Annotated in this window: 11 protein-coding genes; 10 read left to right on the top strand and 1 reads right to left on the bottom strand. The window is 43.4% G+C overall.

Going from position 1 to position 12749, the window contains the following annotated elements; genetic code table 11:
* Positions 1 to 26 precede the first annotated feature (26 nt).
* From mreB to C5469_RS12895, 10 genes are all read left to right on the top strand, one after another.
* Positions 27 to 1070 (top strand): rod shape-determining protein MreB, encoded by a 1044-nt coding sequence (gene mreB / locus C5469_RS12940; RefSeq protein WP_036768430.1) that lies wholly within the window; start codon positions 27 to 29, stop codon positions 1068 to 1070.
* Positions 1071 to 1179: 109 nt separating this feature from the next.
* Complete coding sequence (gene mreC / locus C5469_RS12935; protein ID WP_166307464.1) at positions 1180 to 2214, top strand: rod shape-determining protein MreC; 1035 nt, start codon at positions 1180 to 1182, stop codon at positions 2212 to 2214.
* A complete protein-coding gene (mreD, locus tag C5469_RS12930) occupies positions 2214 to 2702 on the top strand; it encodes a rod shape-determining protein MreD (protein ID WP_166307220.1) in 489 nt (162 codons plus the stop codon). The genes mreC and mreD overlap by 1 nt, the downstream gene beginning before the upstream one ends.
* A gap of 305 nt (positions 2703 to 3007) precedes the next feature.
* Entirely contained in the window at positions 3008 to 3595 is a 588-nt protein-coding gene (locus C5469_RS12925; protein ID WP_166307217.1) for a Maf family protein, read from the top strand.
* Entirely contained in the window at positions 3592 to 5061 is a 1470-nt protein-coding gene (rng, locus tag C5469_RS12920) for a ribonuclease G (protein ID WP_166307214.1), read from the top strand. The genes C5469_RS12925 and rng overlap by 4 nt, the downstream gene beginning before the upstream one ends.
* A gap of 50 nt (positions 5062 to 5111) precedes the next feature.
* A complete protein-coding gene (gene yhdP, locus C5469_RS12915; RefSeq protein WP_166307211.1) occupies positions 5112 to 8918 on the top strand; it encodes an AsmA2 domain-containing protein YhdP in 3807 nt (1268 codons plus the stop codon).
* On the top strand, positions 8915 to 9766 hold the full coding sequence (gene nit1, locus C5469_RS12910) for a deaminated glutathione amidase (protein ID WP_166307208.1): 852 nt from the start codon (positions 8915 to 8917) through the stop codon (positions 9764 to 9766). Before yhdP ends, nit1 begins: the two co-directional genes overlap by 4 nt.
* A gap of 12 nt (positions 9767 to 9778) precedes the next feature.
* Positions 9779 to 11224 (top strand): metalloprotease TldD, encoded by a 1446-nt coding sequence (tldD, locus tag C5469_RS12905; RefSeq protein WP_166307205.1) that lies wholly within the window; start codon positions 9779 to 9781, stop codon positions 11222 to 11224.
* 44 nt (positions 11225 to 11268) lie between these two features.
* Complete coding sequence (locus C5469_RS12900) at positions 11269 to 11748, top strand: ribonuclease domain-containing protein (protein WP_166307202.1); 480 nt, start codon at positions 11269 to 11271, stop codon at positions 11746 to 11748.
* A gap of 4 nt (positions 11749 to 11752) precedes the next feature.
* Complete coding sequence (locus C5469_RS12895) at positions 11753 to 12031, top strand: barstar family protein (protein ID WP_166307199.1); 279 nt, start codon at positions 11753 to 11755, stop codon at positions 12029 to 12031.
* Between the two features lie 21 nt (positions 12032 to 12052).
* On the opposite strand, the gene yjgA is transcribed toward C5469_RS12895, so the two are convergent.
* Positions 12053 to 12592 (bottom strand): ribosome biogenesis factor YjgA, encoded by a 540-nt coding sequence (yjgA, locus tag C5469_RS12890; protein WP_166307196.1) that lies wholly within the window; start codon positions 12590 to 12592, stop codon positions 12053 to 12055.
* Positions 12593 to 12749: the final 157 nt, after the last annotated feature.

Below are 12749 nucleotides of genomic sequence, written 5' to 3'. Positions count from 1 at the left end.
CCAGCTTGCAGGATTATCCTTTCGCTATGTTTAAAAAATTTCGTGGCATGTTTTCCAACGACTTGTCTATTGACTTGGGTACCGCCAATACCCTTATTTATGTCAAAGGTCAGGGTATTGTATTGAATGAACCTTCTGTAGTTGCAATCCGTCAGGATCGTGCAGGTTCATCGAAAAGTGTTGCAGCCGTTGGGCAAGAAGCAAAACAAATGCTGGGCCGCACCCCGGGCAATATCGCTGCAATTCGTCCGATGAAAGATGGTGTGATTGCTGATTTTTATGTTACAGAGAAAATGCTGCAACACTTTATTAAACAAGTTCATAGCAACAGTTTTATGCGCCCAAGCCCACGGGTGCTGGTTTGTGTGCCAGTCGGTGCAACGCAGGTTGAACGTCGGGCAATTCGTGAATCTGCACTCAGTGCTGGAGCCCGTGAAGTATTTTTGATTGAAGAACCCATGTCTGCGGCTATCGGCGCTGGTTTACCTGTTTCTGAAGCGACAGGTTCAATGGTTGTGGATATTGGAGGCGGTACCACGGAAGTGGCGGTTATTTCTCTGAATGGGGTTGTTTATTCATCATCTGTACGCATCGGTGGTGATCGTTTCGATGAAGCCATTATCAATTATGTCCGCCGTAATTATGGTGCGTTGATTGGTGAAGCGACTGCTGAGCGTATTAAACACACTATTGGTTCAGCCTATCCCGGCGATGAAATGTTGGAGATCGAAGTTCGTGGTCGTAATTTGGCTGAAGGCGTACCTCGTGGTTTTACCCTTAATTCCAACGAAATTCTTGAAGCTCTGCAAGAGCCATTAACAGGTATCGTCAGTGCTGTCATGGTTGCCCTTGAACAGTGCCCACCAGAATTGGCTTCCGATATTTCAGAACGAGGCATGATTCTGACCGGTGGTGGTGCGCTACTGCGTAATCTTGATCGTTTATTGATAGAGGAAACCGGTATTCCTGTCATTGTTGCGGAAGATCCATTGACATGTGTTGCCCGTGGCGGTGGAAAAGCACTTGAAATGATTGATATGCATGGTGGTGAACTCTTCAGCGAGGAGTGAGTGTTAACTTGCAAGTGGGGGAGGGATGACAGGTAGATTCAGACCTCTTCGCTATTGTTGTCTGGATTCCATTGCTTATGAAACAGTACAGTTTGGAATAGCACAGCTTATGAAGCCAATTTTTAGCAGAGGGCCTTCTCTGCAATTACGACTTTTTTTTGCTGTTATTGTTGCCATTACTCTGGTCGTGGCGGATAGCCGCCTTGATGCTCTCAGTAAAGTACGTAGTTATATGGATACAGTAGTCAGCCCATTTTATTTTCTTGCTAATGGTCCACGTCAAGTACTTGATGGTGTGTCAGAAACGCTTGCCTCCCGTGAACAACTTCAATTGGAAAATCGCGCCTTACGCCAAGAATTATTGATGAAAAACAGCGATATGTTGTTATTAGGGCAACTTAAACAGGAAAATTCCCGCTTGCGTGAGTTATTGGGATCACCTTTGCGTCAGGATGAGCATATGATGGTGACACAGGTGATCTCCGGTAAGGCTAATCCTTATAGTGATCAGGTGGTAATCGATAAGGGCTCAAGAGAAGGCGTTTATGAAGGGCAACCGGTTATCAGTGATAAAGGCATTGTTGGTCAGGTTGTTGCTGTCAGCCAGTTTACCAGCCGGGTATTGCTGATTTGTGATACGACTCATGCTCTGCCAATACAGGTCTTGCGTAATGATATTCGGGCTATTGTTGCTGGTGCGGGTTGTGCTGATGATTTGCAATTTGAGTTATTGCCAAGCAATACAGATATTCGGGTTGGGGATGTATTAGTCACTTCTGGATTAGGTGGCCGCTTTCCTGAAGGGTATCCGGTAGCTGTGGTTTCGTCAGTTAAAGTCGATAATCAACGGGCCTATACTGTGATTAAAGCTCGGCCAACGGCAGAGTTACAGCGTTTGCGTTATTTACTGTTATTGTGGGGAGCGGACAATAACCCATCCAAGCCATTACCTCCATCAGATGTTTATCGGGTGGCCAATGAGCGTTTAATGCAAATGATGCCTCAAGTATTGCCACATGCAAATGAAATGGGACCACCAGCACCCTCTTCTGTTTCTGATGAAATAACCAAAACAGCAGAAACAGTGAAAAATTCTGAGCTGACAGTGACGTCTGCTAAATTTATAAGCGTGGGAAATCATTAATGAATCAATACCGAAGTCATGGGCGTTGGATCATTTGGTTATCTTTCTTGATTGCAATGGTGCTGCAAATTATGCCTTGGCCGGAGCAAATTTATATGTATCGGCCTACCTGGTCAGCACTATTGCTCATTTATTGGGTGATGGCATTACCCCACAGAGTCAGTGTTGGTACCGGTTTTGTTCTGGGGATCATCATAGATTTGATTCAGGGAGCAACGTTGGGTGTTAACGCTTTGGCTTACAGTCTTGTTAGTTATTTGGTGTCATTTAAGTTTCAATTGTTTCGCAATATGGCACTTTGGCAGCAGTCTTTAGTCGTCGTTGCTTTATCAGTGCTGATGGACCTTAGTGTTTTTTGGGCAGAATTTTTGTTATCAAATGTTGCTTTTCATTCAGAAGTATTCTGGAACAGTTTGGTCAATGGTATTCTTTGGCCGTGGTTATTCCTGTTAATGCGAAAAATCCGGCGTCAATTTAATGTGCGTTAATGTTAATGTGCATTAATGATTGAGCTGTGGTTTTTAATGCTCTGACGAAGGGTTTATTCCAGTAAACATTATTGATACCGGTTGTTCTTTCTAATAAATCGTGGATACGGACAAGCACATATAACTTATAGGATACATATAGATATAGTACGTGAGGATGACTTACTTTGCTCGCCTTTGGGCTATATTAAGTGCGTTCAAAAGTTAATACTTTTGTCTGAATTCTGTTTAAGCTCACTCTGTTTATTACAAAGAAGAGCAAATGAAATAGCTTAATGGTATAGGTAGTAAAGGATAATATCATCATGAAAACCTTCTATTTGGCTTCTGGCTCGCCAAGACGACGTGAGCTGGTTGAATTATTGGACTTTAAATTTGAAATTCTTTCTCCTCAAATAGAGGAGCAATGGCAAGAGGGTGAAACTTCACGTCAATATGTCAGTCGATTAGCAAGAGATAAATCTCTGGCGGGGGTTGCTATTGCGCCAGAGGATTTTCCGGTGTTGGGAGCTGATACGATTGTTGTATTAAATGATAAAATTCTGGAAAAACCGCGTAATGAACAACACGCCATTGAAATGCTCAGCACACTTTGCGGTCAGTGCCATCAGGTAATTACAGCTATTGCTTTATCAGATAGTCAGCGTACTTTAAGTGATATAGTTGTTACGGATGTGACTTTTCGCCAGTTATCTACGCAGGAAATTTTGGATTATGTAGCATCTGGTGAGCCAATGGACAAAGCGGGTGCTTATGGTATTCAAGGAAAAGCGGGTTGCTTTGTCAAAACGTTAAACGGTAGTTATCACGCAGTAGTTGGTTTGCCATTGGTGGAAACGCATGAATTAATCACAAAGTTTTTTGCGTTAGTTGATGGAAAGAGGAACACATGACAGCAGAGTTATTAGTCAACATAACACCGTCTGAAACGCGCGTTGCCTACATTGATGGTGGGATCTTGCAGGAAATCCATGTTGAAAGAGAAGCCAAAAGAGGAATTGTTGGCAATATTTACAAAGGTCGTGTAAGCCGGGTATTACCTGGAATGCAAGCGGCTTTTGTGGATATTGGATTGGAAAAAGCCGCCTTTCTGCATGCCTCAGATATTATGCCTCATACGGAATGCATTGCTGGTGAGGAACAAAAGAACTTTCATGTCCGAGATATTGCTGAGCTGGTTCGTCAGGGGCAGGACTTAATGGTTCAGGTCGTGAAAGATCCGCTTGGCACCAAAGGAGCCAGGCTAACTACGGATATTACATTGCCTTCCCGCTATCTTGTATTTATGCCCGGTGCTTCTCATGTCGGGGTTTCACAACGTATTGAAAGTGAAGCAGAGCGTAATCGCCTGAAAAATATTGTGGCTGACTATTGTGATGAGCATGGTGGTTTCATTATTAGAACGGCTGCTGAAGGGGTTGGTGACGATGAGTTAACTCAGGATGCGGCTTTCCTGAAACGACTGTGGAGTAAGGTAATAGAGCGTAAAAAGCGCAATGTCACCAAAAATAAACTTTACGGTGAACTGGCTCTGGCTCATCGTATTCTACGTGATTTCGCCGGAGCGGCTCTTGATCGTATTCGTGTAGATTCTCGTTTAACGTTTAATCAGTTACAAGAATTTATTAGTGAATATATTCCTAAAATGACCGCCAAGCTGGAACTTTATAACGGTAATCAACCTATTTTCGATCTGTTTGATGTAGAAAATGAGATCCAGCGGGCACTTGACCGTAAAGTTGAATTGAAGTCAGGTGGTTATCTGATTATTGACCAAACAGAAGCGATGACCACAATTGATATTAATACCGGAGCATTTGTCGGACACCGTAATCTGGAAGAAACTATCTTTAATACTAATATCGAAGCGACGCAGGCGATTGCCAGACAGTTAAGATTGCGTAATCTGGGTGGTATTATCATTATTGATTTTATTGATATGAACAGCGAAGACCACCGTCGGCGAGTATTAGCTTTTCTTGAACAGGCGCTGAGTAAAGATCGCGTTAAAACAACGATTAATGGTTTTTCACAGCTAGGATTAGTAGAAATGACGCGTAAGCGAACCCGTGAGAGCATAGAGCATATACTCTGTGACGATTGCCCTACTTGTAATGGAAGGGGAACGGTGAAATCTGTTGAAACGGTCTGTTATGAGATTATGCGTGAAATTGTGCGTGTTCACCGGGCAGTTGATGCAGATCGCTTTCTTATTTATGCATCGCCAGCCGTAGTCGAAGCGCTGAAAGGGGAAGAATCTCATGCACTAGCAGAAGTGGAAATTTTTGTCGGTAAACAGGTAAAAGTTCAGACAGAACAGCTCTACAGTCAGGAACAGTTTGACGTAGTTATGATGTAATAACCATCTGGTTTGCTGACATAACAGCACTGGCAACCAAGGAGATACGTGTGAGGCGACTGCCGGGAGTATTATTAGCGACAGCCGCAATAGTCATTATCATTGTGGCTTTGCTTGTCAGTGGATTGCGTTTTCTATTGCCACATATTAATAGCTATCGTCCGCAATTGCTCGCTAAAGTTGAGTCAATTATCGGTGTACCTGTTGATGTTGGATATATTGCGGGAGAATGGGAATCTTTCGGGCCTGTTCTTGAACTACGCGATATTAGTGTGAAAACTGCAAGTGCAGATGTGAAAGCTAAAAAAATCACGGTTGCATTGGATATCTGGTTATCTCTGTTAAGAATGCAGTGGAATTTCCGCGATCTTACTTTTTATCAGTTGCAAGTGAATTACCATCAACCGCTGTTTAATGCTCAAAGTGGTAATATGCTTTCCCAATCAGATACGTTTTCTGATTTGTTTCTCGAACAGTTTGACCATTTTAATTTGCAAGATAGTCGCTTTACTTTTTTGACCCCCTCCGGTGAGCAGGCAGATCTGCTGTTACCACGATTAACCTGGCTGAATAAAAATAACCGTCATCGTGCGCAGGGGGAAATAAGTCTCTCTTCTATCAATAATCAGCATGGGAATGTACAAGTTAAATTTGATTTGCGTGACACTAATGGCGTATTGGATAACGGTACTATTTATTTACAGGCAGATAATGTTGATATTCACCCATGGCTGAGTCATTGGTTGCAGGATAATACCGGGCTTAAAGATGCTGAATTTAGCTTGTCTAGCTGGATTATGCTTAAAGATGGGCGAATTGATGGCGGCCAACTGCAATTACGCCAGGGAGAAGCTAACTGGAAAGTTGCTGACAAACTCCATAATCTTTCTGTCAGTGATTTGGTATTACGGATGCGTCGTCAGGGTAATGGTTGGTTGTTTGATGTACCTGAGTTGGCAAGCTTGGTCACTGACGGCCAGCAATGGCCGTCAGGAAAGGCATCAGTGTTCTATCTACCGGAAGCTAAGAAGTATGATAGCAAAGATCACTGGCGTATCCGGGCAGAAAATATTCAACTTGAACGGTTGAGTAGCATTTTACCCACTTTTTCTTTTTTGACCCCTGACCTTGTCAGGGATTGGGAACATCGCCAGCCACAGGGGTTGGTAAATCATTTTGCTCTTGATATTACACAGGAACTTGCAGATAACTCACACATCAGTGTTCAGTGGCAAGATGTCGGTTGGCAACGCTGGCAGGGATTGCCTTCCATTGATCATTTCTCTGGTTTTCTCAATGGTAGTTTGCAGCAGGGAGAACTGAGTTTTACGTTGAAGGATAGCGTAGTTGATTATCAAGGTATGTTCCGGGCACCGTTTGAGATATTCCAAAGTCATGGTGAAGTGTTTTGGCAGCAGGGTAAACGAGGTTTACAACTTTGGAGCCAGGGGTTGGATTTACAGGCAAAATCGTTGTGGCTTAATGGCGATTTTCGTTATCAACAACCAAAAGAACAGCCTCCGGCGCTAAGTATTCTGGCGGGAATACGGGTTTCTGATGCAGGTGATGCTTGGCGATATTTTCCTGAGTCTTTGATGGGAACATCTCTGACTGACTATCTGACGGCTTCAATTATTAAAGGGCAGATAGAAAACGCAACTTTCGTTTTTCAGGGCAATCCAAAAGATTTTCCATTTACAAAGAATGATGGCCAGTTTCAGATTTTTGCGCCACTGCGCCATGCTACTTTCCAATATCAACCAAACTGGCCGGCATTGCAGGATTTGGATATTGACCTTAATTTCCATAATAACGGCTTATGGATGCTTGCTCCGCAAACGGCACTTGGCAAAGTAAAAGCGGGCAACGTTTCAGCGGTAATTTCTGATTACGGTAAAAAGAAATTGTTAATCGATGCTGATCTTCTGGGAGAGGGTAAAGATATCCATGAATATTTTACCCGTAGCCCGTTAGCAGATTCCGTTGGTAAAACGCTTGATACATTGCAGGTTGGTGGTCAGGTTACTGGTAATTTACATCTGGATATTCCGCTTGATGGCGGCAATGTGGATGCCAGTGGTGAGGTCACTTTAAAGAATAATCATCTGTTGATTAAGCCGTTGGACAGCGAGATGAAAAATGTCAGTGGCCGGTTCCGTTTTAATAATGGTAATTTACAAAGTGATAAATTATCAGTGCAGTGGTTTGGGCAGCCTGTTACTGTTGATTTTTCTACCCAGAATTTACTGAAAAACTATCGGGTGAATGTTGGCTTGAATGCTGATTGGGCTACTGAAAAGTTACCGAACCTGCCACCAGCGATTGCTAAAGAACTGTTTGGCTCCGTTGACTGGAAAGGTAAAGTAGGTATTAGTTTACCGTATCAAGGTAAGGTTCAATATGATGTGAAAATCGACGCTGATTTGTCACAAATGGGCAGCCAGTTACCCGCCTTGAAAGTAGATGAACTGAGAAAACTTAAAGCCCTGCATATTTTGGCTGATGGTGATATGGATCGACTGCACGTGAAAGGCATTTTGGGTAAACAGTATGTATTTAATACTCAATGGCGTTTGGCAGGGAAAAATAGTCAACTGTTACGAGGAATTTTACAAAGTAATAGTGACAAAGTTCCTAACTTACCTGAGAAGTCACTATTGGAGTTGAATTTTCCTTCAATTAATGGTGAAGAGTGGTTGGGGTTGATGACTTCTCTGGTTTCTGGTTCTTCATTTTCAGGAGAGTCAATGTTGCCACAGTACCTGCGGGTATCATTCCCATCATTGGATGCGGGAGGACAGCGTTGGGATCAATTATCGTTGGATGTGGAAAAACAGCCTTGGGGGATGCAGATCAGTGCTAATGGTCAGGAAATTAACGGTAAGCTTAATATTCATAATAATGGCCCGTGGCAGGTGAATCTGAGCCACCTTTACTATAATCCTCAGTGGAACAGCGTTGAGCAACCTGAATTAGATTTACCTAAGCAATCTCAGACAAATACAACTCAGCGTTATTCGCTGAACCGATGGCCGTTATTAGATATCATCTGTTCTGAGTGCTGGATTATGGGATTGAAACTAGGGAAAGTGTCAGGGTCCTTGATACCAGAAGGTAATGCGTTGGTATTAAAAGATGGCAGGGTGGAAAACAGCGTTAGTAAACTCAATTTGGCCGGTCGTTGGCAGGAAAGTACTGTAGGGAATAATACTCATCTTGTGGGACAATTCTCTGGTGAGAGGTTTGATGAAATAGCATCTTATCTTGGTATGGTTGTGCCAATTGTTAATTCACCGTTCACCTTCCATTTTGATTTTAACTGGCAAGATGTACCCTGGAAACCTGATTTGCAAACGCTGAATGGTGATCTTAAAAGTGATTTAGGCAAAGGCGCAATTGAAAAGCTGGGAGGAGGGCGTGCAGGTCAACTACTCAGACTAGTTAGTTTTGATGCTTTGCTGCGTAAATTACAACTCGATTTTAGTGATACCTTTAGTCAGGACTTTGAATTTGACTCAATCCGTGGTGATGCTTCAATAAAAAATGGGGTGCTCAATACCAAAAATTTACGGATTGATGGGTTGATTGCTGATGTGACAACGCAAGGGGAGATTGATTTTGTTCGCCAACAGATCAATATAGAAGCGATTGTCACACCAGAAATTTCGGCTACTGTCGGTGTAGCAACAGCTTTTGTTATTAATCCAGTAGCAGGTGCCGCCCTATTTGCAGCGACTAAGGTTTTGGGGCCGTTATGGAATAAGATATCGGTTATTCGTTACCGGATTACTGGTAATTTTGATCAGCCGAAAATTGATGAAGTTTTGCGTCAACTTAAGGAGAACAGAGGAACATGAGAAACGTCAATGTTGCACTCTTACAGTTATGTAGCGGTGAGAATATCAAACATAATTTGGCGCAAATTGAACAACAAATAAAGCAGTTGCCGGATACTATCAAACTTGTCATGACCCCGGAAAATGCATTGTTGTTTGCTGATGCTGCTCGCTATCGTAAGCATGCAGAACAGCAGGGAGAAGGGCCTTTGCAGCAGGCCGTCAGTGATATTGCGCGCCGTTATGGTATCTGGCTATTAATCGGTTCTATGCCGCTTATCAGTCGTGAAAATCCTGAACAGATAACTAGCAGCAGCTTGTTATTTGATGATCAGGGTGAGATCCGCGCACGTTACGACAAAATCCATATGTTTGATGTCAATATTAATGATGAACATGGAGCATATAACGAGTCTGCTAGTTTCCAGCGCGGGGAACATATTACTGTTGTGGATACGCCTGTCGGTCGTCTTGGGATGACCATATGTTATGATCTGCGTTTCCCTGGGTTGTTTCAGGCGCTACGTGAACAAGGCGCTGAATTGATATCTGTTCCGGCGGCATTTACCCGTTTAACAGGAAAAGCACATTGGGAGCCATTGTTACGGGCCCGTGCTATTGAAAACCAGTGTATTCTGTTAGCACCTGCTCAGGTTGGTGTACATGGGACTCGCCAGACATGGGGCCACTCAATGGCAGTAGACGGCTGGGGGAAAGTGATGAAGAAAAACCCAGATGCAGTCAGTGCACTACAACTGAATGTCAGGGCTGACAGCCTGAAGATTATGCGTGAGCAGATGAAAGTGGTTAAACATAACCGCTTCCGACCGCAGCTGACTTCCCTGATTAAAAAGAATATCGCAAATTAAAGAGTAGCAATTATGAGTTTAACTTCTGTCAGTGAATATTTACTGACTGCAAATAAATTAAGTCATCAAGATCTGTTTTCAGTATTGGGTCAATTGGCTGAGCGCCGGCTGGATTATGCCGATCTCTATTTTCAGTCCAGCTATCATGAGTCTTGGGTATTGGAAGATCGTATTATTAAGGATGGTTCCTATAATATTGATCAGGGGGTTGGTGTTCGAGCAATCAGTGGTGAAAAAACAGGTTTTGCTTATGCAGATCAGATCACACTCAATGCGTTGCAACAAAGCGTGCAGGCTGCCCGTAGTATCGTCCATGAAAAAGGGAATGGTAAAGTCCATACCCTTGGAGAAGTGGCTTACTCTCCACTTTATGCAGCAATTGATCCATTGCAAAGTTTTTCCCGTGAAGAAAAGATCGCGTTATTGCAGCGTGTAGATCAGGTTGCTCGTGCTGAAGATCCGAGAGTACAAGAAGTGAATGCCAGTCTGACAGGGGTCTACGAACGGGTATTAGTTGCGGCAACTGATGGTACTCTGGCTGCTGATATTCGTCCTCTGGTGCGCTTATCTGTCTCTGTATTGGTGGAAGATAACGGTAAACGTGAACACGGTACTGGTGGCGGTGGTGGCCGTTATGGTTATGAATATTTTCTGGAAATGATGGATGGTCAGAATCGTGCAGAACAATTTGCGCGTGAGGCTGTTCGTATGGCGCTGGTGAACCTTTCGGCTGTTGCTGCGCCTGCTGGTACTATGCCTGTCGTTCTGGGGGCTGGTTGGCCGGGAGTGTTGCTGCATGAAGCTGTTGGCCACGGTCTGGAAGGTGATTTTAACCGCCGTGGTACTTCCGTATTCTCTGGTCGGATTGGTGAGAAAGTCGCTTCTGAACTTTGTACTGTGGTTGATGATGGCACGATAAAAGGTCGTCGCGGATCATTGGCGATTGATGATGAAGGTGTTCCTGGGCAATACAATGTATTAATTGAAAATGGCATTCTCAAAGGTTACATGCAGGACAAAATGAATGCCCGCCTGATGGGGGTAGCGCCGACGGGTAATGGTCGCCGTGAATCTTATGCTCATCTGCCAATGCCTCGTATGACTAACACTTATTTGCTGGCGGGCAATTCTACACCGGAAGAAATTATAGGTAGTGTAGAAAATGGTTTGTATGCACCAAATTTTGGTGGTGGTCAAGTGGATATCACTTCCGGTAAATTCGTGTTCTCGACATCTGAAGCTTATCTGATCGAGAACGGCAAGATTACCAAACCAGTGAAAGGTGCAACGCTAATCGGTTCCGGTATTGAGGCTATGCAGCAGATCTCTATGGTAGGAAATGATCTTGATCTGGATAAAGGTGTTGGGGTTTGTGGCAAAGAGGGCCAGAGCGTACCCGTTGGTGTTGGTCAGCCTACTTTGAAACTGGACAACTTGACCGTTGGAGGAACAGCCTGATTTTTTTGCTGTTTATCTGACATAGATCATCATTAAGGATAGTCATGAAGAAGACTTGGTTAGCAGGCGTGTTACTGACTGTTCTAGTTGTGGCTTATGGCACCTTTGCTAAAGGTGTTGGTACGCAAGGTGTTGAGAAAACACTGGCACAGACTGCGGAAACAGATAGCAGTACTTCGGCAATACAAAGGATTGATAGGCTTACTGAACAGAATAATGTGGTAGCTTACTTACGGCAGAATAATAAATTGCCTGATCTATATATTACCAAAAGGCAGGCCCGTGACTTTGGCTGGAATGCAAAACAGGGAAACTTATGTCAGGTTTTGCCGGGGCGGGCAATTGGTGGTGATAAATTTGCCAATCGTGAGAAAAAGTTACCAATGAAACCGAAGCGTCAGTGGTTTGAGGCAGATGTTAACTATCGTTGTGGGCACCGAGGGAGTGATAGACTGGTTTATTCATCTGACGGTCTGATTTATCTGACGTTAGATCATTATAAAAGTTTTACCCTGATGGAGTAACGTTATGCATAAAGTGGAGTTTGATTTTGACCGAATCCCTGATCTGAATATGTTCTATCAGCAGTTTTCTGAGCAATTTGAGTTAGGAGACGAGTTTGGTAACAATCTGGATGCTTTGTGGGATGTTGTGACAGGAGGAATTGGTTTACCTGTGGAGGTCAATTTTATCCATTTTACGCAGCAGAAAAGACGCCATTTTGCCTCGTTAGTACTCTTGTTTGAAGAAGCGGAAGGAGAGCTGGAAGGGGAACTTAGTTTTAATATTGTCCCCTTACAGAATTAGAGCCTTATATATTTATGACAGTTAGGTCGATTCGGCCATATCTTTAAGATACTGGAAAATCTGACGATAAGATTTAGGTGGCTTATTAGCCACCTTTTCTTTTTTGGCATTTCGGATCAGTGTACGCATCTGTTGGCGATCGGTTTGTGGAAAGAGTTCCACAACCTCATCAATAACTTCATCGTTGCCATTAACTAGTTTATCACGCAGCTCTTCTAATTTATGGAACAGAGCAGTTTGCTGATTGTGGCGATTTTTCAGTTTATCAAGTGCGGTAGTAATTGGCTCGACATCTCGGGCACGTAGCATTTTACCGATTAATTGTAACTGGCGACGGCGTCCCTCTCTTTTTATCTTCTGCGCAAGTTCAATGGCCGCCAGCAGATCTTCATCTAACGGGATGCGTTCAAGAGCACTTTTGCCGAGATCAACTAATTCTGCTCCCAGCTTTTTCAATGCTTCTGCATCACGTTTAATTTCGCTTTTACTGACCCAAATTATCTCTTCTTCTTCCTCTTCAGCAGGATAATCATTGAGCCAATCTTCAGGCTGCTTTGCCATGGTGGTTTTCCTTTTAAAAAGGCCGGATTAGGCAGGTTGATTTTGGAGAATGACCTGTAGCCCGGTGGGTGTTAACATCCTAATATTGTGTATTGTAACTGGGAAAAACCCCTGATTACCACTCGGCATTATCTTTGTGGATAAGATGGTTCTGTTT

The sequence above is a fragment of the Photorhabdus cinerea genome (assembly GCF_011189575.1).
Classification (GTDB): Bacteria; Pseudomonadota; Gammaproteobacteria; order Enterobacterales; family Enterobacteriaceae; genus Photorhabdus; species Photorhabdus cinerea.
Note: the sequence above shows the minus strand (reverse complement) of the source record. Positions and strands in the feature narration are given on the sequence as shown.

Coding starts and splice junctions, on each gene's coding strand:
- rng (WP_166307214.1), top strand. CDS start 3,592: ATGACAGCAGAGTTATTAGTCAACATAACACCGTCTGAAACGCGCGTT.
- nit1 (WP_166307208.1), top strand. CDS start 8,915: ATGAGAAACGTCAATGTTGCACTCTTACAGTTATGTAGCGGTGAGAAT.
- mreD (WP_166307220.1), top strand. CDS start 2,214: ATGAATCAATACCGAAGTCATGGGCGTTGGATCATTTGGTTATCTTTC.
- C5469_RS12925 (WP_166307217.1), top strand. CDS start 3,008: ATGAAAACCTTCTATTTGGCTTCTGGCTCGCCAAGACGACGTGAGCTG.
- C5469_RS12895 (WP_166307199.1), top strand. CDS start 11,753: ATGCATAAAGTGGAGTTTGATTTTGACCGAATCCCTGATCTGAATATG.
- C5469_RS12900 (WP_166307202.1), top strand. CDS start 11,269: ATGAAGAAGACTTGGTTAGCAGGCGTGTTACTGACTGTTCTAGTTGTG.
- yjgA (WP_166307196.1), bottom strand. CDS start 12,592: ATGGCAAAGCAGCCTGAAGATTGGCTCAATGATTATCCTGCTGAAGAG.
- mreB (WP_036768430.1), top strand. CDS start 27: ATGTTTAAAAAATTTCGTGGCATGTTTTCCAACGACTTGTCTATTGAC.
- tldD (WP_166307205.1), top strand. CDS start 9,779: ATGAGTTTAACTTCTGTCAGTGAATATTTACTGACTGCAAATAAATTA.
- mreC (WP_166307464.1), top strand. CDS start 1,180: ATGAAGCCAATTTTTAGCAGAGGGCCTTCTCTGCAATTACGACTTTTT.